The following is a 20,164-nucleotide window of genomic DNA, read 5'->3' on the forward strand; positions in this document are numbered from 1 at the left end:
AGAGGCTTAAAAGAGGTTTGGCGTTCCGGTGATTGCCGGTTAACGCCAGGCCTCTTTTGGTCTTTCCCAGTCCGCAGGGCTGTGTTATGATAGGACAAAAGTGCTCACGAATTGCTTGAATTAAAGGAGTGTACACCTTGAGCAAGTCTAACAATATTATTCTCATCGGCATGATGGGAACCGGCAAATCAACCGTCGCTGACATGCTTGCACGCGAGCTTGGTTACCGATTGATTGATGTGGACGCCGCGGTGGAAAAAGAAGAAGGATGTGCGATTCCGGAACTGTTCACCAGCAAGGGAGAGACGTATTTCCGTGATGCCGAGAGCCGCGTGCTGTGTTCGGTACTGGAGAAAAAGTCACAGGTCATAGCGACCGGAGGTGGCGTGGTGCTGCGTTCGGATAATTGTGACGTGATGTTGGAAAATGGTTGGGTTGTTGCTCTGACTGCTGATCCGGCAGTGATTGTGGAGCGTGTTAGTGGCTGCGACAATCGTCCGCTTCTTGCAGGAAATGCGGAGGAACGCATCAAGACGATAATGGAAGAGCGGAAAGACGCATACCGGTTTGCACATTATACGGTGGATACAACCGAGTTATCCGCTGCTGAAGTGACTCGTTTAATTTTAGCGCATTACCGCGTCTAAGCTTGTTATCATCGAAGTTGATAGTTGATAGATGGTGGCAGATATAACAAAACGGGCCATATTGGCCCGTCCGTTTCTAGGAGCAGAGTAGGTTAGAGGTCTAAAGTTACCTATGACTTCGATCCGCTTCACATTACTCTAGTCTTCCTGTTGCCACTGAAGCATACCGCCGACCATGTTTGTACAGCCTTCGTATCCCAGTTGCTGCAGATATTCGCAGGCACGCTCACTGCGGTAACCGCTACGACAGATGATTACGATCTCGCCTGATTTCTCAATCTCAGACAATCGGTCCGGAATCTGTCCAAGCGGGATATGCTTGGCTCCTTCGATCATGCCTTGCGCCACTTCATCGTCCTCGCGGACGTCTATCATCTGCAGCTTCTCTCCCGCCTGTAAACGGCGGCGCAGCTCAGACGTTTCAATTTCAGCTATTTGTGTCATATTCAGGTCCTCTTTTCTGTATGGACTTAACGCCTATAATGATACCCAAGCGATACACGGAATGTCAATTTGGCGACAATATAATCAATGAAGGAGAATTTCATCCATGGACGTTATTGTTAAACCAACCCCCACTCTGAACGGGGAAATCGGGGCTCTGTCCTCCAAAAACTACACTACCCGCTATTTGCTGGCTGCTGCGCTGGCAGAAGGCACAAGTACCATTCATTTCCCGGCACACAGTGAAGACAGTGACGCCATGCGCAGATGTATCCGTGATCTTGGGGCTGAACTTGAAGAAGACGACAGCAAGATTGTGATCAAGGGCTTCGGCAGTCATCCCCGTGATGTGCGTGAGTTGAATGTGGGGAATGCGGGTGCTGTACTTCGTTTCCTCATGGGAGTTACAGCGCTCTGTCCAGACGTTACATTTGTAAATACGTACCCGGATTCCCTGGGCAAACGTCCGCATGATGACTTGATCGATGCGCTTGGCCAACTGGGTGTAGAAGTACAGCATGAACAAGGACGCCTGCCGATTACAATCAAAGGTGGCAATGCCAAGGGTGGACACATCCGTGTATCCGGCTCCGTCAGCTCTCAGTATCTGAGCGCATTGCTGTTTGTTACGCCTTTGCTTGCAGAAGACAGCACCATTGAAGTGCTGAATGACCTGAAGTCCAAGGTCGTTATCGGACAGACGCTGGAAGTGCTGGAGCAAGCAGGCATCGTTATCCATGCAAGTGATGATTACATGTCCTTCCGTGTACCAGGTGGACAGGCATACCAGCCAACGACTTATACCGTACAAGGGGATTACCCTGGATCAGCAGCGGTTCTTGCAGCAGCAGCGGTTACACAGTCTGATGTGAAAATTCTGCGCCTGATGGAGCAGAGCAAACAGGGTGAACGTGCCATTGTTGACGTGCTGCGTATGATGGAAGTGCCATTGACACATGAGAACGATGTCGTACACGTTCAAGGAAATGGCAGACTGAAAGCAATCGAATTCGACGGGGATGCCGCAACGGACGCCGTTTTGGCTATGGTAGCCGCAGCTGTGTTTGCGGAAGGCACTTCTCGGTTCTATAATGTAGAGAACCTGCGTTACAAGGAATGTGACCGAATCACCGATTACTTGAACGAACTGCGGAAGGCAGGAGCGAACGTTGAAGAGAGTCAAGCTGAGATTATCGTACACGGACGTCCGGAAGGTGTTGAAGGCGGCGTTGAGATTAACGCTCACTTCGATCATCGCGTAATTATGGCGCTCACTGTTGTCGGTCTGCGTTCCAAGGAGCCGCTTCGTATTCGGGATGCACACCATGTAGCCAAGTCTTATCCGCAATATTTCGATCATTTGCAGGCGCTTGGCGCCTCGGTTCAATGGGTAAAAGAGTAAATAGCTGAGAATCAGTCTTTTGAACACGCACTCTAATCAGAAAAGGATGGTGCTTGAACATGGAATTTAACAACCCTACTCGTGAAGAAATTGGACAACTTTTGCGCAAAGCAGGCAACATCGCAGTCGTCGGCTTGTCAGACAAATCAGATCGCACTTCCTATATGGTGGCCGAAGCCATGCAGAGCAGAGGCTATCGCATTATCCCGGTTAACCCACAGGTACAAGGTGAAATTCTTGGAGAGACGGTATATGCTACGCTTGCGGATATTCCGGAGCCAGTAGACATCGTCAATGTGTTTCGTCGCGATGAGTTCTGTGCGGATGTAGCTCGTGACGCTGCTGCCATCAAAGCCAATGTCCTGTGGCTTCAACTTGGCATCCATAGTGATGAGGCGGTTCAGATTGCGGCGGAGAACGGCATGACAGCTGTAACGAATCGTTGTATCAAGGTAGAGGATTCCATCGTTCTGCGCGGCGCTGGACGTGGCTGAGAGGCCTGCTCATCTCGGATCGGTTAATATCCTGATCCGACCCAATTGAATGATTGCAGGATAGATCCCGTTAACTTTGAAGTTGACGGGATTTTTTCTGTTCTATTTTTGCTATATAAAATGACCAATGGGTTACTGTTTTGCTTTGACAAAACGTTGCGCAAAGCTTACCATCTAGGATAGAAAGGAGAGGTCGCCATGAATTGGCTCGGATCCTTGCAGCAGCTCGGACGAGCGGTAATGCTGCCTACAATGGTCCTGCCCGCCGCCGCAATTTTGCTCAGTGTTGGCAGTCTGCCTTGGGACGCCTGGGGATTAAGTGTTGTCGGTGAAGTGTCTACCGTGGCCGGACACGGCATTTTTTATTTTTTGCCGTATTTGTTCGCTGTCGGTGTAGCACTGGGACTCTCCAACCAGGCCGGACAAGCGGGACTTGCTGCTTTGGCTGGTATCGTGATATATGATCAGGTGACTCGGAACTTTGGTGACGGCACCATTCAGCCCGCTTCCTTAATCGGAATCATACTCGGCGCGCTTGCCGGTGGGATGCATAATCGGTTTAAAAGCATTAAACTGCCCGAAATTTTACAATTTTTCGGAGGTTCAAGGTTTGTTTTGCTCATCGTCGGACTCTGTTCGGCATTGTTCTCCTGCTTTATGTTATGGCTCGCTCCAATTTTACAGCATGGATTGAACGCCATTGCCACATGGGAATACAGTCTCGGCGGTTTTGGATTGTTCATCTACGGGGTGTTATACAGGGTGCTGGTCGCTTTTGGACTTCATCATCTGCTTAACAATGTATTTTGGTTCCAGTTAGGAACATTCGAAACACCTGATGGTAACATTGTACAAGGGGATTTGCCCCGATTTTTTGCAGGAGACCCCACCGCAGGATTCTTTATGGCGGGTTTGTTTCCCATCATGATGTTTGCCATTCCGGCAATAGCCTTTGCTATAATTCAGGAAGCCAGGGAAGATCTGAAACCGAAAATCAAGAAAACTTTTCTGACATCGGCACTCGTTTGTTTTCTAACCGGGGTTTCCGAACAGATTGAGTTTGCTTTTTTGTTCGCCGCACCTTATCTGTTCATCGTGCATGCAGTCATGTCCGGTGTTGCGATGTGGATCAGTTACTGGCTCGATATCCGGCATGGATTTTCGTACTCCGCAGGTATTATTGATTACATACTCAATTTCCATCTATCGGAGAATGCTTGGAAGCTCATTCCGATTGGCATACTATATGGGCTGGTTTATTACTTCTTGTTCCGATGGGCGATTCGTACGTTCAAGATTCCAACACCAGGACGTGAAGAGGGCTCCATGCTGGAAGATTGGGTAGGCAACATTCCTTATCAGGCACCTCTAATCCTCGAAGCATTGGGTGGGAAGAGTAATATTGTACAGGTTGAGGCATGTATTACACGTCTTCGCCTGACCGTGCATGATGACCGCCTGATCGACACAGGTGCCATGAAGAGTATGGGGTCCGCTGGATTAATCAAGCTGGGTGGCGGTAACGTACAGGTGGTATTCGGTACCTATTCGGAATTGATTCGGGAAGAAATCGCGAAACTATTGGAAAGAGATCTGCAACAGGTTCTGTTCTGTGCTCCCGTTCAGGGAAAAATGTTACCCATTGAAGAGGTGCCGGATCAGATTTTTGCAGCCAAGCTTGTTGGGGATGGAGTAGCCTTTGTTCCAGAACACGGAGAGCTGGTATCACCGGTGTATGGAACGATTATGCACTTGTATCCGACCATGCATGCCTTGGGGATTTCCACTCGGGAGGGGCTTGAGGTGTTACTGCATATCGGCATCGATACCTCTCAGTTGAAAGGCCATTTTGAAGCTTTTGTTCAGGAGGGCGATACGGTGGAGCCAGGGCAGTTGTTGATCAAGTTTGATCTTGCGGTACTTCGCGAGCAAGCGGCGTCACTGACAACCCCAATGGTCATTACGAATCCCGATCGAGTAAAATCATGGAGTTTTGCTCCATTTAAGCAAGTGAAGAAAGGTCAGGCATCCGTCATGTCCGTGGTGCTCTATGACAGGAACGTTGGAGGGGTAGAATGAAGATACAAGGCATCAACGGAGCTGCAGGCATAGCCATCGGCAAAGCATTTGTCCTGCCCAGTTGGGAATGGGATCTGCCGGATCAGAAGATGGATTCGGTAGATCTCGCCCAAGAGTTCGAACGGCTGTATGAGGGCATACGGACATCTAAGGATGAGATTGAATATATCAAGAATGAGTTCAAGGAAGTCGTGGGGCCGGAGGAGTCCAGTATTTTTGATGCACATCTGGCCATCCTCGAGGATCCAGTATTCATGAACGAAATTCGCGGCATTATCGAGCGTCAGTACAAGGCAGCAGAAGTGGCAGTCAAAGAAGCCATAGACCATTTTGTCACGATGTTTGACTTGCTGGAAGACGAGTATATGAAGGAGCGGGCCATTGACATCAAGGATGTAGGTAATCGTCTGCTCAAGCATCTGCTTGGTGCACCGGAGATTACACTCCCTTCGGATACACAGCCGTATGTACTTGTTGCCAAAGAACTATCGCCATCTCAATTAGCACATCTGAATCCCAGTCATGTCCTGGGCATTGTAACCTTGATTGGCGGGAAGACATCACATTCTGCAATAATGGCTCGTGCGCTTGGCATTCCTCTCGTTTCCGGTTTGGAAGCGAGTCTTGGCATGCCGGTTGAGACTGGTGATATGCTTGTGGTGGATGGTGATAATGGCTTGGTATTTACCGACCCGGATCGCAAGACAATTGAACGGTATACCATGCTTCGCAGCAAACAGCTGAAGAAAAAAGAACAACTTCAGGTGCTTGCTACGGTGGATGCTGTAACCAAAGACGGGGCTATATTACACCTCGCTTCCAATATCAGTTCGGTGAAGGAACTGGATCTGGCTTTGAAACATGGAGCCAAGGGCGTAGGCTTGTTCCGGACAGAGTTTCTATATATGGATCGGGCTACATTCCCGGGTGAGCAGGAGCAGTATGAGGTGTACCGCCTTGTGGCAGAGAAGACGGCAGGACAATCCGTTGTCATTCGTACACTGGATATCGGTGGTGACAAGCAACTGGATTACTTCGAATTGCCGGAAGAAGACAATCCGTTTCTGGGTTACCGTGCAATACGAATTAGTCTGGACCGTAAGGACCTGTTCAAAACACAGCTTACAGCCATTCTGCGTGCCAGCGCTGCGGGCAATGTGAAAATCATGTACCCGATGATCTCTTCGGTGGAAGAGCTTCAACAAGCCAATGAGATTCTTCGTGAGGCGATGTCCGATCTGGACGAGCGGGGATTATCATACGACCCTCATATTCAGGTGGGGATCATGATTGAAGTTCCTGCAGCGGTGATGATTGCTGATCTGCTGGCGGAGGAGGCGGATTTCTTCAGTATAGGAACGAACGATCTGGTTCAATATGTACTGGCAGTAGATCGAATGAATGAGCAGATCGCTCATATGTATCATCCTTATCATCCGGCTGTTCTGCGGATGCTTCGTGCCACAGCGGATGCGGCGCATACGGCAGGAATTGATGTTAGTGTATGCGGAGAGATGGCAGGGGACGAGCGTGCCATTCCGCTTTGGCTGGAGCTTGGTATTCGCCACTTGAGTATGTCTCCGCAATCCCTGTTGCGTGTGAAGCACCGAGTGCTGAACACAACAGCATCGGACGCCAAAGAAGAAGCTCGAAAGTGCTTCGCCCTGCGGACCAGCGGAGATATTGAGGAGCGATTGCAAGTCTTTAATGACTCCACAGGAAGCCCGGATGAACAAAGTGGTTCGAATGCATCGTAATTGGGACAAATGGATATAAATACCTTTAAGTTAATATATTTACATTTGTGATAATTATTTGTTGGAATGCTTGTTATATAAAATAACCCCACTGCGTGTTAGAGCACAGTGGGGTTATTTTCACTTGTCAGCGAGGGCATCACAGAATGCCTTGCCGTAAGGTGGAAGGTCCGGTGGACGACGTGCCGAGATGATATGTCCATCAACAACAACCGCTTCATCTTTCCAGATCGCACCTGCATTTTCCATGTCATCCCGAATGCCTGGTGTAGAGGTTACCGTAACTCCGTCCAGAATTTTGGCAGAGATTAGTACCCATCCTGCATGACAGATCTGTCCAATCGGTTTCCGGTCTGCATTCATTTCCTTCACGAGTTCCAGAACTTTGGGATAACGACGCAGCTTATCTGGCGCCCAGCCGCCTGGTACAAGAATGCCATCGTACTCTGAACTGTCCAGTTCATCGAAACTATATTCAGCTTCAGCAGGCACACCGTATTTGCCGATATAGGTTTTTCCTTTTTTCTCTCCAGCAAGATGCACTTCTGCACCTTCTTCACGAACACGATGCACAGGGTACCATAATTCCAAATCCTCGAATTCTTCATCGACCAGAGCGATGACTTTTTTACCGGTTAATCTCATGTTCATCTCTCCTTTTGCTGTAATTAGGTATGTCGCGTCTCTAATTGTAACAGATTCTACAAGGGACTTCATGGTTGTGCATATGCAGTGTGGAGGAAGCGATTACAAGTCAGTAATCACCTGCATTCGACAACCTTCATCTGGAGGGAGTGGTAATTTGTGCAACCTTTCTTTTGCAGCAGGATTTGAGCCGAAATAGGTCGAATGGTACTTATATAGAGTATAGAACGAATGAGGTGAGGGTGTGCGCAAGTCGTGCAGATGTGGACATGTAATGGAGTTGGAATTAAGAACCGTGGTATACGCCAAAAAAGTGGAGATTCGAAACGTACCCGTATTTGCGTGTACAGACTGTGTATCATACGAAGTGCTTCCTCCGGTCAAGCCGGACTTAACAGAATGCATTAGTACATTGGGTGAACAGCCCGTGAAGCAGGACGTATCTTTTGGCGAACGTAATGAATTGGCAGACCTGTTTCATGAGCAACTGCTGGCCTGGCCGGATGCGACCGATCGGGAGATGCAATATCGGATGCAGCAAGCGGTAGAGGAACGTATCAATCTGTTGCTGGACATCATGGGTTACGCAACGAAGTCTGGAGATACAGTTTGGATAGAGACCACGGAGCGCAGGTTAAGTCAATTATCCGGATTTGTGTGGCAGGAGTACTTCTCGAATGCTGTCTAATTTTGACGTGCAAAATGTTTGTTTTCATGAAAATTGGCTTTTTCGCGCACTTTTTGTTAAGATATCGAAGAGTGAAAACGCTCAACATAGCGGTATTCCTGGTAAAGGGGGATGTATATCTAATGGCTGACATGACTAAAATGACAAGTATTGAACAGCTAAACTCCGCAGTAGAGGCTACCGAGGATCAACCCTTGCTTCTGTTTAAGCACAGTACGCGCTGTCCGATCAGCTCGAACGCTTATCAGGAGATGAACGATTATTTGCATAACCATGCCAATGAAAATGTGAAATACGGTATCATCTATGTTGTGGAAGATCGCCCGGTATCGAATGAAGCAGCAGAGAAACTGGGTGTTAAGCATGAATCTCCACAGGCGATCCTGATTAAAAAGGGAATTCCTGTATGGCATACTTCCCATTCAGATATTACTAGAGCTACACTTACGAATGTTTTGAGTGAGTCCTAAAGCCTATTTTAATTGATTAATGCAAAAATTTGTCGTAATATAAATCTTAATGAAAATGGTATGAAAATTTACTGGTAATGGAGAGAAGTACTGTGACGGTAACCATTTATGATGTGGCACGTGAAGCTGGAGTGTCTATGGCAACGGTATCACGGGTAGTTAATAATAACCCTAATGTCAAACCGCAAACGCGGAAAAAAGTATATGAAGCCATCGAACGATTGGGATATCGTCCGAATGCGGTAGCCAGAGGTCTGGCAAGCAAGAAGACAACCACGGTCGGGGTCGTTATTCCGGATATTTCGAACTCAACCTTCGCGGAGATTGCCCGCGGAATTGAAGATATTGCGAATATGTATCACTACAACATTATTTTGTGTAATGCAGATAAGAAGAAAGAAAAAGAAATTCGTGTTATTAACACGTTGCTCGAAAAACAAGTGGACGGATTGCTCTTCATGGGCGGAACAGTAACAGACGAACACATTCAGGCGTTCCAGTCTGCCGCTGTGCCAATCGTACTTTGTGCAACGAGTGATGAGAAGGGTACATTCCCATCCGTGGATATTGACCATGAAGCAGCTGCGTTTGATGCGGTAAACACCCTGATTCGTCATGGACACAAGGAAATTGCGATGATCAGTGGTACACTGCAAGATCCTGCGAATGGATATGCCCGTTTCCAAGGATACAAAAAAGCACTGGAAGCAGCCGGGATTGAATACCAGGAGGATCTTGTTCGAATCGGTAACTATCGGTATGAATCCGGTGTTGAAGCGATGAAATATTTCCTTGGACTTAAGAAAAAACCATCAGCTATCTTTGCTGCAACAGATGAAATGGCTATTGGTGCCATTCACAGCATTCAGGATGACGGCCTGAAAGTACCGGATGACTTCTCCATTATTAGTGTGGATAACATCCGTATGGCTTCCATGGTGCGTCCTCAGTTGACGACAGTGGCACAGCCAATGTACGATCTTGGCGCAGTTGCGATGCGTTTGCTGACCAAGCTGATGAAGAAGGAAAATGTGGAGAATCCACGGGTTATTTTGCCGCATGAAACGATTCTTCGTCTGTCTGTAAGTCATGCAGATGTAGTGTAATCGGGATTATATACAGGAAAGAGAGAAACCTCTCTCTCTACATAGTGGATATGCGAAAGCTCCGGAGACGGAGCTTTTGTGCTGAATGAGGTTGAAAGTGAAAACAGGAGGTATCAGAAGATGCGTGAAACGATTGGCATTATCGGAGCGATGGATGAGGAAGTAGCGCTTTTGCTTGCAGGTATGAAACAGCTTGAGACGGTCAAACAGACCGGGATTACATACGTTGCAGGCGAATGGCTGGGCAAGCAAATTGTCGTGTGCAAATCCGGCGTAGGTAAAGTAAATGCAGCGGTTACGACACAGATTTTGATTGATCGTTTTCAGGTGAATCGCATTATCTTCACAGGTGTTGCGGGTGCGGTTAACCCGGAGCTGAATATTGGAGATATGGTTATATCATCCGTATGTGTTCAGCACGACATGGATGTAACGCCACTGGGGTTCAAACGCGGGGTTATTCCTTACCAGGAGACATCTGCATTCCCTGCCGAGGCTTCGCTTATTACACTGGCTGAAGAGGCATGTAAAGCGCTGGGGGCCCATTATTTGATTGGTAAAGTATTGTCGGGAGACCAGTTTATTGCGAATAAAGATACCGTTAACATGTTATATACCGAAATGGACGGTGCATGTGCCGAAATGGAAGGGGCAGCAGTCGCTCAGGTTTGTTACATGAATCGTGTACCATTTGTTGTCCTGCGTGGAATGTCAGATAAAGCGGATGGCTCGGCGCATGTCAACTTTGCTGAATTTACCGTGGAATCTTCCCAGCGTTCGCATCGTATTGTGGAGCATATGTTAGAAAATATGTAAAGGCGCATCAAGAAAAACCGCTTATCGATTAGATGTTCCATGAAGCATGGAGCAGCGCTGCGAGAGGCGGTTTTTGTTATGTATATCGTTTTTTGAGCAGATCATCGCATTAGTACATGAACCGATGGCGAAAGCGTACACGATCAAACTGTTCTTCCGATGTGATGGGCACCTGACTTCCGATACGCACCATCAAACAGTTCGCAGGGTGTGAACAGATTTCGGGGTCGTCTGTTGCATACCAAGTCATGTCGATCGTTTGCATCAGCTTCTCCATCATCTTGCGATAATCCCATACATTCAGTCCGCTGCCCTTCAGATCCCAATGCCAATAATATTCTGTGGTGAAAATAATATAGTTCTCCATGTATTTATCTTCCAAAGCAGTAAGCAACATCTCACGTCCAATGCCAAGCGAGCGATAGTCGTCCGCAACCTCGATTGCCCCAAGCTCTATCAGATCAGTCATATTGCCCTCGGACCAGCGTTCACAATCATCCGCATAGTGAAAGGTTACATAACCGATAATCGTTTCATTTTCGTGTGCAATGATAATTCGACCTTCAGGCAATGCAGCGATCTCGGCCAGAGCTTCCTGCTGCTCCGTTGGGCGCCGGAAGGCATCCAGATCCGAATGGAAGGCAAGACGGTTTATCTCCTCGGCCTGCACGGGGCCTTCAACAGTAATCCGATGGCCGGACTTGAAGATGGAACGCATATGATGTTCTTTGATATGTTCCATGGTTCATGCTCCTCTCTCTCCCTACTTATAGAGGTTCTTCAAAAAGAACGCTATAGCAAAAATCCAAAAAATTGAAAAGCCATAGACGACAATTGAAAAGATTTGCTATAATTGCGTAGACAAAAAATGTTCACAATTCAATACAGTATGGTTAACATCTGTTTGGCCGAGCAAGTACATGATGAGAAGTTCTCTCTACTAATGTAAGCGCTAACTGGAAGTTCAGTCAACACAAAGGCAATGAGAATTGACCCCTAACGGGAATCGAAATGTCGAGTTGAAGGAGGCTGGCAAGCATGAGTCAAGCACATGGTGAGATGCTGCAAACGGTTGTGTCTGAATCTAATCTGGGCGATTACACGGAGGCGAGAAGCCGGTTCGATTGGGAATCGGTGGAAAGGCACTTTACGTGGCACGCCAGCGGAAAAGTAAACATGGCGCATGAAGCTATTGATCGTCATGTACTGGAAGGAAGGGGCGGCAAAACCGCTTTATTGTATAGCGATGCTTCACGCGAAGAGGCCTATACTTTTGCTGATCTGAGTGAACAGTCGAGTCGGTTCGGGAACGTTCTCCGCAAATATGGCATAGTCAAAGGAGAGCGGGTATTTATTTTTATGCCTCGAAGTCCTGAACTGTATTTTAGTCTGCTGGGAATATTGAAAGCTGGAGCCATCGCGGGCCCGTTGTTCGAAGCATTTATGGAAACGGCAGTGAAGGATCGGCTGGAGGATAGCGGAGCAGTAGCGCTCGTCACAACGCCGGAATTACTGAAACGCATCAAACGTTCCGAGTTGCCCGAACTCAAACATATATTTATTGTGGGTGGTGGCGCGCAGACTGAAGAAGGACTCATCGATTTTGATGCAGAGATGTCTGTCGCTTCGGATGAGATGGAAGTGGAGTGGTTGAATCGTGAGGATGGTTTGCTTATTCATTATACCTCAGGCTCTACAGGTAAACCCAAAGGGGTGTACCATGTTCAAAATGCCATGATTCAGCACTATTATACAGGTAAGGTTGTTCTGGATTTGCGTGAGGATGATGTGTACTGGTGCACGGCAGACCCGGGTTGGGTCACAGGGACTTCTTACGGTATCTTTGCTCCATGGCTCAACGGAGTGACCAATGTAATACGTGGCGGTCGTTTCAGTCCTCAAGATTGGTACAACACCATCCAGAAGAATAAAGTCACGATCTGGTACAGTGCACCAACGGCCTTCCGTATGCTGATGGGAGCTGGAGAAGAGACCATCGCCCAGTTTGATCTGAGCAGTCTGCGTCATGTCATGTCTGTCGGTGAACCGCTCAATCCGGAGGTTGTTCGTTGGGGATGGAAAGCCTATGGTCAGCGAATTCATGATACATGGTGGATGACGGAAACAGGTGCACAGCTGATCTGTAACTATCCCGGAATGCCGATCAAGCCTGGCTCCATGGGACGTCCGTTGCCTGGCATCCAAGCAGCCATTATTGATGATCGCGGACAGGAATTGCCGCCGTACAGTATGGGGAATCTGGCCATACGGGCACCTTGGCCATCCATGATGGCCAAGATCTGGAATAACCCTGCAAAATACGAGGAGTATTTCAGGCTTACGGGCTGGTATGTATCCGGTGACTCTGCTTATATGGATGAAGAAGGATACTTCTGGTTCCAGGGACGGATTGATGATGTGATTAATTCGTCAGGAGAGCGCATCGGCCCCTTTGAGGTGGAGAGCAAGCTCGTAGAGCATCCTGCGGTGGCAGAGGCGGGTGTAATTGGTAAGCCGGATGTGACACGTGGGGAGATCATCAAGGCCTTTGTGGCGCTTCGTGAAGGATATGAGGCGACACCGGAGCTGAAAGAAGAGATTTATCGTTTTGTCAAAGAGGGCTTGTCTGCCCATGCTGCTCCGCGTGAGATCGAGTTCAAGGATAAACTGCCTAAGACACGTTCTGGCAAAATCATGCGCCGTGTGCTGAAAGCCTGGGAGCTAGATCTTCCGGCAGGGGATCTATCCACCATTGAAGACTAACGTTGATACTCTACGAATCCCAATCCGGTGGCTCTACCAATAAGAATGGGTTGTAATTGTAAAAGCCTGCTTTATGCCAGTGGCATAAAGCAGGCTTTTTTAGTTGATGCAAGTACAAATAAAAAGCCTCACCCTCAGATATGATCTGAGGATGAGGCTTTTTTGAGGTAACTTTGCCTAAATCAGGGCTGAAAATGTACAGCCGCGGAAGGTTCTGATTCACCCGCACTGTTGCTGGCAGATACCTTGAACCATCCACTGGTCGATGCGGGTACGCCATAATCCATGGTATTGCCCGCTGTCGTACCAATTTTGGTGTAGGCCGAGCCTGTTTCACTGTAAAATACAGTATAACTATCTGCGTTTTGAGTAGACGCCCATTGAATGCGCAGCCCTTGAGCGAGGGCAGATACGCTGACTTGACCAGGTGTGCCTGGGGCTGTCGTTGTTGCATTATCGGTCTGCGTTTCTCCCGGCGTAATGACTGTGCCTGGAACTTCAATTGGCTCATTAATCTCTTCTTCCACAGGAGGAGGTGCACTTCCAGCACTATTTACTGTAGCACTAGGAGCAGACTCCCTGCCAGCAACATCCACTGCGGTTACATAGAAGGCAAAGTTGCCGCCTTGCGCTGCATACGCAGAGAATGATCTGGATTCACCAGTCAGCACAACCTGACCCTGGTTCTGGAATCCTCCACCGTTTACAGAACGGTACAAACGATAACCTACCACATCGTTTTCAGGTGTAGCGTTAAATGTAATGACAGCTCTATCACCCGAGGTTGAGATTCGTACGTTACCTGGTGCATCAGGAGTTTTGCCGTTATCTGTTCTTGGATCAATCTGTGTCGGCATGTCTGCATCAGCATCTTCAGGAAGATAATAAGCAAGAGACTCATGTCGACTCATACGTGAGAATGCATTTTGCAATTCTTTGATGAGATCCGAGATTGGTTTTTTACGTTTAATTACTGTTTTTTCCTTCAACATGTCCGAAGGGGTTCCGTCACGCGGAATATAGTTTACACCATTGTAAGTAATGTATTTGGCTTTGGCGACACCATCATCGCTATCCTTCGGAACAAACTTGCTGTTGAAAATATCTGTAACAAATTTGTCAGTCATGGATGTTGGCAACTTACCGCTGTAAGCAGATACTGTACGCGTTTCGATCCCAGATGGTTTTTTGAACGAATCCGTGACGAACAGATCTTTTTGCGTATCGATCACTTCATTCAGGATTTTCGACCACAGTTGCTGCGCACGTTTCCGCTGTGATTTGCTTTCCAGCGTATTCACCGGCTGTTTGTATCCAACCCATACGCCAAGTGTGACATCAGGTGTATAGCCTTCAAACCAGACATCTGCATAGTTTTGAGTGGAACCCGTTTTACCTACAATAGGTACACTCTTCGAGTATTTGTAATTTTCACGTACTTTATCTGCCGTTCCCTCTGTAATAACAGTCCGCAGCATATCGGTCATCAGGTATGCTGTCTGCTCCGAGAAGGCCTGAACTGGTTCCGTATCGTGTTTGTAGACGATGTTGCCTTTGGAATCTACAATTTTGCTAATCATGTAGGAATCATTATATACACCATTATTGGCGATGGCACCATAGGCACTGGTCAGCTCTTCAACGGTTACGCCGTATTGGAGACCTCCGAGAACACCAGTCTGAGCCTGATAGTCTTCCTTTTGAATCGTGGTGATTCCTAATTTCTTGGCGAAAGCCCACGCTTTGTCGATCCCGACTTCTTCATTGAACAATTTCAAAGCCGGTATATTAAGTGAGTAATTCAGTGCTCTGCGGGCCGTAACAAGTCCTTGGTACCGGTTGTTAGCGTTCTTTGCAATGTGGTACCCGCTCGGACCGCTTTTCAAAATGATCGGTGAGTCATCAATAATTGAAGCTGGCTGAACAAGACCTTCATCTAACGCAGGAAGATAAGCGGCTATTGGTTTCATCGTTGAACCTGGCTGACGTATCATCTGCGTTGCGTAGTTCATCTGTTCATCCTGGAAATCCCGTCCTTCAATCATGCCGAGAATAGCACCTGTTTTGTGATTAATCAGCATGGCAGCAGTTTGTTCTTTTCCTTTGACAGGATCATCTGCAGAGAAGTTGCTGTCATCTTCCGCAATGGTACGCATCGTTTTATAGATACTTTTGTTGATGGTCGTGTAGATGCGATATCCACCTGTCCGCAGTTGCGTCTGAGCTTCCTCTAATAATGCACTGCTTTCCTTCTGAGGTGTGTCGGCATCCGTACCTTTGTCTGTAGATTCAGCTGTGTCGGAATTTAATTGTTTCATCAAAATCTGTGCAGCTTGTCGTTCCGTTTCCATCATAAGATATGGATAAGTATTGTAAGCCTTGATGGTCTTCGGAGCGAGTGAACTTTTGATATCAAAAGCAAGAGCTTCGTCATACTCGGACTGATTGATCTTGCCCAGTTCAAGCATACGACGTAATACCAGCTGCTGACGATTGATTGCGCGGTCAAAATTTTCCTCTACAAAATCACCTTTACCGTTAAAAGCGGAGTAAGAGGAGGGGAGTTGTGGCAATCCAGCAAGATAAGCAGCTTGAGCAATGTTGATTTTTTCTAGATCGTTAATATTAAACAATCCTTTGGCGGCCGCTTTGATTCCATAAACGTTGTATCCGCTGGAACCATTACCAAAAGGAACTTTGTTCAGATAGGCTGTCATGATCTCGTCTTTGGTCAGGAAACGTTCGAGTCGAAGTGAGAGCAAGATTTCTTTCACTTTTCGATCTTCCGTGCGATCCAGATTCAAAAATACACGACGCGCCAATTGCTGAGTCAGTGTACTACCGCCGGTTTGTACTGATTCTTTCAGCACTTTTTGCTTCACGGCACGTAGTGTTCCGCTCATGTCTACACCTTTATGTTCGTAAAAATGATTGTCTTCAATCGCAATGACTGCATCAATAACCTTTTGTGGGATCTGGTCCGTAGTGACCGGACGCCTGTCTTCTTCCGTACGTAATTGACCGATCGGACTGCCGTCGGCAAAGTAAGCAAAGCCTGTGATGGAGTTTTCGCTGACTTTTTGTTCAATCAGGGCCCTTGAACGGACAGGCTCGTCTTTCACAATGGAACTGACGTATCCCATCAAAGCACCGCCTACAAATAGTACCCCCATAAATCCAAGGACAACCATCCATTTGACGAAACTTCCCAGTCTGCGGGCAAAGCTGCGCTTGCGTACAGGCTGTTCATCGGGCTTTTTCTTATTAACATCAACCATTCAGTGTCTTCCTCCTTTTAACAGCACTTATTATAGCATAAAAAGGCGGGTTTGCATGCCTGAGAAATACAAGTAATGGTCGAAATTTGCCATTCTGCCATGCATTATGCTATATATCATGCGATATTGAAGCACATTTCATGAGTTGTAAGCCAAAATATAAGCAGGCCACCTCCATGCTGAGGTGCATAGGGTGGCCTGAATGATGTGTCGTATTGGAGGTCTTTTACATCAGGTTTTGAAACGTTGAATCAGTTCTAAGAGTTCCTGGGTAAGATTAGCCAGAGAGGCAGATGCCGCCGTAATCTCTTCCATGGATGCGAGTTGTTCTTCAGAGGCAGAAGCAACACGAGTTGCATGATCTGCTGTTTCATGACCGATGGTTTTGAGTTGTTCCAACGTGGCATCAATCTGCTGTGATCCAGCTGACATCTGCTGTGCAATGGCTGAGACATGCTCGATCTGCACATTAACATCTGAAATCTGTGATGAGATGGAGAGGAAGAGCTCACCACTCTCATTAATCACGTCCGCAATATGAATAACTTCGGAATTTCCATGTTCCATATTTTCAACGAGAGAAAGGACCTCTTGCTGAACGCTATGAATTAACGCTGCAATCTGCGCTGCTGATACTCTGGATTGTTCAGCCAGATTACGAATCTCGGAAGCAACAACGCCAAACCCGCGTCCGTGTTCCCCTGCTCGTGATGCTTCAATGGAAGCATTAAGTGCGAGTAGGTTGGTTTGACGGCTAACTTCCGTGATCATGCCTGTAATATGGCCAATCTCTTCGGAACGTTGGCGGAAATTCTCCAGTGCGGTCATCGATGTCTGCACAGATGAAGTGGCACTATCGACCATGCGCATGGCGGACTGAATCTTACCACTTCCGACGGTTGTTCGTTCGGCCACCGTTCGCGATGAATCGGATACATCGGAGGCGGCCTTTGCTATTCTTCCGATCCCGACAGATATTTCATTCATGGAACGGGAGGACTCTTGCAGCTCCTGCACCTGTTTACCTGCTTTATCTGCAAGTTCGACTCCTGTTAAGGAAATCAGTTCGGCGGCTTTACCTGTTTCTTCGGCACCTGCGGTCAACTGTTGAGAAGTTGAGCCTACAGATAGAGCATGTTCGGATATAACCGATATGGTATGTCGCAGGGTATCCATCATCTGATTCATATGACCTGCCATGACGCCAAATTCATCTTTGGATCGGACAGGTAACTTTTGTGTCAAGTCTCCGCCAGCCAGCTGCCCAGCGACGATATTAACTTGATTTAATTGTCTAACAATGGAGATGATGGTGTAGGTAACCACACCTGCAAGCAGAAGTACAGCCAGTGCGGCAATCAGTATGGACCAGTTCAAGCTGTCATAGAAGGGTTGAAGAATGTGGCTCTTTGGCAGTGCTGATACAAGATACCAGTTCGAATCTGTTCCTTGTAACCTGGCAGGTTCAGCAATAAACAGCTCTTCCCCTACTTCGGGATCAGTGGCATAAAACTGAGACTCGCCGGACTGTATACGCTGAATGACCGTCTTCATATCAGGTGGAATGACGGCGTCTGCATTAGCCAGTTCCGGTTTGGAGCCGTGCGCAGCGATCTGTCCTTCACTAGTAATCAGCATGGCATAACCTTGATCCGGATTGAGTGATGCTATATTTTGCTGAAAACGATCAATGGTAAAGTCGGCCCCAACAATACCGAGAAAAGTGTTGTTTTCATCCAAGAGAGGGAGGACAATCGAAACGAGTAGTGTTTCTTTCCCGCCAACCGTATAGGTAACAGGCTCTGACCAATAGATGGATTTGGTTTTCTTGGGCAGCTGATAATATGTACTGGTTTCACTGTTTCCCTCATAGGTCGTGAGCGGCTCAAAATGCAAAGAGTTGCCGTCCCGTATGGCGTATGGAACAAATCGACCCGTAGCATCATCATAATCATTTTTATTGACGTGACTCGCATCGTTTCCATCAAAGGCATTCGGTTCCCAGCCCGTATAAAAGCCAAAAACTTTCTCATCCTTTTTCAGATACTGTTCAAGGAGCCTAACGACTTCCTCGCGATTGAGTGAGCCGTTCTTAGCGGCATCCAATAACGTGATACTCATAGTGTCCAATGTGTTTTTGACCTGGTTCATGTCTGTCATGAACTCGTTCGTAGCACGATTCGCTGCTTGTCCCGCAACGGTTTCCCCGTATTGCAGGCTTTTGTCGTAAATCGATTTGGTGTTAAATGCAATCAGGGCTCCAATACAGCAGAGCAATACGATCCCGAGTAAAAGTCCCAGCTTAACAGCGAGCTTGCGATTGCGAAAAAAATTCATGTGTAATCCCCCTTGATGTAACTCTTGTGATGATTGTATGGATGTGTGCTTCTCCTAAAGGGAGTCTATATTTTATATCGTTAATTAAGGTCTTTTAATGAAGATAAATAGAAAAAAGCATAGAAAAACAGCTGTCGAGAAAATCTCGACAGCTGTTTGGATTGAAACTTTAATGTGATTGCAACGATTAACGGTTGTAGAACTCGACGATTTGTTTTTCATCGATGTCTTGGGACAATTCAGCACGCTCAGGCAAGCGGATGAATTTACCTTCTACAGCTGCTTCGTTGTATTCAACGTAAGCTGGAAGATGCGAACGGCCTTCCAAAGCTTCTTTAACGGAAGAAAGAGCGCGGCTCTTCTCACGCAAGCCGATTACATCGCCAGTGCTTACTTGGTAAGAAGCGATATCGACTTTTTTGCCGTTTACAGTTACGTGACCGTGTGCTACCAACTGACGCGCTCCAGCGCGGGAGTTAGCAAACCCAAGGCGGTAAACGAGGTTGTCAAGGCGGCACTCAAGCAAGAACATGAAGTTCTCACCGGCAATACCTTGCATTTTTTGAGCTTTAGAGAACAGTGTGCGGAATTGTTTCTCGCCCAAACCGTACATGTGGCGCAATTTTTGTTTTTCTTGCAATTGCATACCGTAGTTGCTCATTTTTCTGCGTTGGTTAGCTCCGTGCTGACCTGGAGGGAAAGGACGTTTCAATTCTTTGCCTGTTCCGCTAAGGGAAATGCCGAGGCGACGGCTCAATTTAAATTTAGGACCAGTGTAACGTGCCATGTTTAAAGTAGCTCCTTTTTAGTTAAAGTTCATATTAGGGCTCTGTTTGCGCTCCAATTTGTTGATGCGGGCTTGGCCTCGCATAGAACGATCAGGAAAGTTCAGCCGCTGTCCTGAAAGCAACAAAAAGAATGAGGGTGACACAACCGGTAATGCCCAAATTTAAAGACCCATTAGTAGTCTTCATCAACAATTTATATTACAGTTTAAGAGAACCAAAGTCAAGCGTAGAATAAAAGCAAAAAAACGTCTAAATTTGTCGATAGGTCATTGGGCCTAAAATAATGGGACAATTTTCTGAAATATGGATGCAAAAAAGCTTTAAACAGAGTAAAATAGATTGTATCTTAACTTTAAATCATCTTTATGTAATAAGGTTATCGTGACGAATTTGCAGGTTTGCGATAACGTCTGCAGATTAATGCATCCTGGTGGATGCAAAAACGGTGCA

The 20,164-nt window shown here is 47.0% G+C and carries 16 protein-coding genes; 10 read left to right on the top strand and 6 right to left on the bottom strand.

Annotation, left to right across the window (positions count from 1 at the left end; genetic code table 11):
• Positions 1-137: 137 nt before the first annotated feature.
• A complete protein-coding gene (locus MKY73_RS09135; RefSeq protein WP_339306998.1) occupies positions 138-647 on the top strand; it encodes a shikimate kinase in 510 nt (169 codons plus the stop codon).
• A gap of 138 nt (positions 648-785) precedes the next feature.
• Here MKY73_RS09135 and MKY73_RS09140 read toward each other — a convergent pair whose 3' ends face one another.
• Entirely contained in the window at positions 786-1,091 is a 306-nt protein-coding gene (locus MKY73_RS09140; protein ID WP_017687407.1) for a rhodanese-like domain-containing protein, read from the bottom strand.
• A gap of 106 nt (positions 1,092-1,197) precedes the next feature.
• Here MKY73_RS09140 and aroA point away from each other — a divergent pair, with 106 nt between their 5' ends.
• The 4 genes from aroA to ptsP all read left to right on the top strand — a co-directional run bounded on the left by aroA (position 1,198) and on the right by ptsP (position 6,823).
• Positions 1,198-2,493, top strand: coding sequence for a 3-phosphoshikimate 1-carboxyvinyltransferase (gene aroA / locus MKY73_RS09145; RefSeq protein ID WP_339307000.1), 1,296 nt, complete (start codon positions 1,198-1,200; stop codon positions 2,491-2,493).
• Positions 2,494-2,552: 59 nt separating this feature from the next.
• Positions 2,553-2,987: a CoA-binding protein gene (locus MKY73_RS09150; RefSeq protein ID WP_091014241.1), complete on the top strand. Its 435-nt coding sequence runs from the start codon at positions 2,553-2,555 to the stop codon at positions 2,985-2,987.
• 198 nt (positions 2,988-3,185) lie between these two features.
• A complete protein-coding gene (locus MKY73_RS09155; protein WP_339307002.1) occupies positions 3,186-5,066 on the top strand; it encodes a glucose PTS transporter subunit IIA in 1,881 nt (626 codons plus the stop codon).
• On the top strand, positions 5,063-6,823 hold the full coding sequence (gene ptsP / locus MKY73_RS09160) for a phosphoenolpyruvate--protein phosphotransferase (RefSeq protein WP_339235739.1): 1,761 nt from the start codon (positions 5,063-5,065) through the stop codon (positions 6,821-6,823). Before MKY73_RS09155 ends, ptsP begins: the two co-directional genes overlap by 4 nt.
• A gap of 120 nt (positions 6,824-6,943) precedes the next feature.
• Here the strand turns inward: ptsP and MKY73_RS09165 are convergent, their stop codons facing one another.
• Positions 6,944-7,468 (bottom strand): type 1 glutamine amidotransferase domain-containing protein, encoded by a 525-nt coding sequence (locus MKY73_RS09165; protein WP_339235737.1) that lies wholly within the window; start codon positions 7,466-7,468, stop codon positions 6,944-6,946.
• Between the two features lie 274 nt (positions 7,469-7,742).
• On the opposite strand from MKY73_RS09165, the gene MKY73_RS09170 reads away from it, so the two are divergent.
• The 4 genes from MKY73_RS09170 to MKY73_RS09185 all read left to right on the top strand — a co-directional run bounded on the left by MKY73_RS09170 (position 7,743) and on the right by MKY73_RS09185 (position 10,548).
• Entirely contained in the window at positions 7,743-8,156 is a 414-nt protein-coding gene (locus MKY73_RS09170) for a hypothetical protein (protein WP_339235734.1), read from the top strand.
• Positions 8,157-8,278: 122 nt separating this feature from the next.
• Positions 8,279-8,626 (top strand): bacillithiol system redox-active protein YtxJ, encoded by a 348-nt coding sequence (gene ytxJ / locus MKY73_RS09175; protein ID WP_339307004.1) that lies wholly within the window; start codon positions 8,279-8,281, stop codon positions 8,624-8,626.
• A 92-nt stretch (positions 8,627-8,718) separates the two neighbouring features.
• Complete coding sequence (gene ccpA, locus MKY73_RS09180; RefSeq protein WP_036614690.1) at positions 8,719-9,732, top strand: catabolite control protein A; 1,014 nt, start codon at positions 8,719-8,721, stop codon at positions 9,730-9,732.
• A gap of 120 nt (positions 9,733-9,852) precedes the next feature.
• A complete protein-coding gene (locus MKY73_RS09185; RefSeq protein WP_339235730.1) occupies positions 9,853-10,548 on the top strand; it encodes a 5'-methylthioadenosine/adenosylhomocysteine nucleosidase in 696 nt (231 codons plus the stop codon).
• A 109-nt stretch (positions 10,549-10,657) separates the two neighbouring features.
• On the opposite strand, the gene MKY73_RS09190 is transcribed toward MKY73_RS09185, so the two are convergent.
• Positions 10,658-11,290, bottom strand: coding sequence for a GNAT family N-acetyltransferase (locus tag MKY73_RS09190; protein ID WP_339307006.1), 633 nt, complete (start codon positions 11,288-11,290; stop codon positions 10,658-10,660).
• Positions 11,291-11,586: 296 nt separating this feature from the next.
• Here MKY73_RS09190 and acsA point away from each other — a divergent pair, with 296 nt between their 5' ends.
• Positions 11,587-13,311, top strand: coding sequence for an acetate--CoA ligase (acsA, locus tag MKY73_RS09195; RefSeq protein WP_339307008.1), 1,725 nt, complete (start codon positions 11,587-11,589; stop codon positions 13,309-13,311).
• 182 nt (positions 13,312-13,493) lie between these two features.
• Here acsA and MKY73_RS09200 read toward each other — a convergent pair whose 3' ends face one another.
• The 3 genes from MKY73_RS09200 to rpsD all read right to left on the bottom strand — a co-directional run bounded on the left by MKY73_RS09200 (position 13,494) and on the right by rpsD (position 19,713).
• Entirely contained in the window at positions 13,494-16,589 is a 3,096-nt protein-coding gene (locus MKY73_RS09200; RefSeq protein ID WP_339307010.1) for a transglycosylase domain-containing protein, read from the bottom strand.
• Between the two features lie 231 nt (positions 16,590-16,820).
• Entirely contained in the window at positions 16,821-18,926 is a 2,106-nt protein-coding gene (locus tag MKY73_RS09205; protein ID WP_339307012.1) for a methyl-accepting chemotaxis protein, read from the bottom strand.
• Positions 18,927-19,113: 187 nt separating this feature from the next.
• Positions 19,114-19,713 (bottom strand): 30S ribosomal protein S4, encoded by a 600-nt coding sequence (gene rpsD, locus MKY73_RS09210; RefSeq protein ID WP_062835377.1) that lies wholly within the window; start codon positions 19,711-19,713, stop codon positions 19,114-19,116.
• Positions 19,714-20,164 lie beyond the last annotated feature (451 nt).

The sequence above is a fragment of the Paenibacillus sp. FSL R5-0519 genome, assembly GCF_037974275.1.
Lineage (GTDB): Bacteria > Bacillota > Bacilli > Paenibacillales > Paenibacillaceae > Paenibacillus.

What these genes read in the sequence shown, in the direction of transcription:
- MKY73_RS09140 (WP_017687407.1), bottom strand. Translation starts at nt 1,091, where the DNA reads ATGACACAAATAGCTGAAATTGAAACGTCTGAGCTGCGCCGCCGTTTA.
- aroA (WP_339307000.1), top strand. Translation starts at nt 1,198, where the DNA reads ATGGACGTTATTGTTAAACCAACCCCCACTCTGAACGGGGAAATCGGG.
- MKY73_RS09150 (WP_091014241.1), top strand. Translation starts at nt 2,553, where the DNA reads ATGGAATTTAACAACCCTACTCGTGAAGAAATTGGACAACTTTTGCGC.
- MKY73_RS09155 (WP_339307002.1), top strand. Translation starts at nt 3,186, where the DNA reads ATGAATTGGCTCGGATCCTTGCAGCAGCTCGGACGAGCGGTAATGCTG.
- ptsP (WP_339235739.1), top strand. Translation starts at nt 5,063, where the DNA reads ATGAAGATACAAGGCATCAACGGAGCTGCAGGCATAGCCATCGGCAAA.
- MKY73_RS09165 (WP_339235737.1), bottom strand. Translation starts at nt 7,468, where the DNA reads ATGAGATTAACCGGTAAAAAAGTCATCGCTCTGGTCGATGAAGAATTC.
- MKY73_RS09170 (WP_339235734.1), top strand. Translation starts at nt 7,743, where the DNA reads ATGGAGTTGGAATTAAGAACCGTGGTATACGCCAAAAAAGTGGAGATT.
- ytxJ (WP_339307004.1), top strand. Translation starts at nt 8,279, where the DNA reads ATGGCTGACATGACTAAAATGACAAGTATTGAACAGCTAAACTCCGCA.
- MKY73_RS09185 (WP_339235730.1), top strand. Translation starts at nt 9,853, where the DNA reads ATGCGTGAAACGATTGGCATTATCGGAGCGATGGATGAGGAAGTAGCG.
- MKY73_RS09190 (WP_339307006.1), bottom strand. Translation starts at nt 11,290, where the DNA reads ATGGAACATATCAAAGAACATCATATGCGTTCCATCTTCAAGTCCGGC.
- acsA (WP_339307008.1), top strand. Translation starts at nt 11,587, where the DNA reads ATGAGTCAAGCACATGGTGAGATGCTGCAAACGGTTGTGTCTGAATCT.
- MKY73_RS09200 (WP_339307010.1), bottom strand. Translation starts at nt 16,589, where the DNA reads ATGGTTGATGTTAATAAGAAAAAGCCCGATGAACAGCCTGTACGCAAG.
- MKY73_RS09205 (WP_339307012.1), bottom strand. Translation starts at nt 18,926, where the DNA reads ATGAATTTTTTTCGCAATCGCAAGCTCGCTGTTAAGCTGGGACTTTTA.
- rpsD (WP_062835377.1), bottom strand. Translation starts at nt 19,713, where the DNA reads ATGGCACGTTACACTGGTCCTAAATTTAAATTGAGCCGTCGCCTCGGC.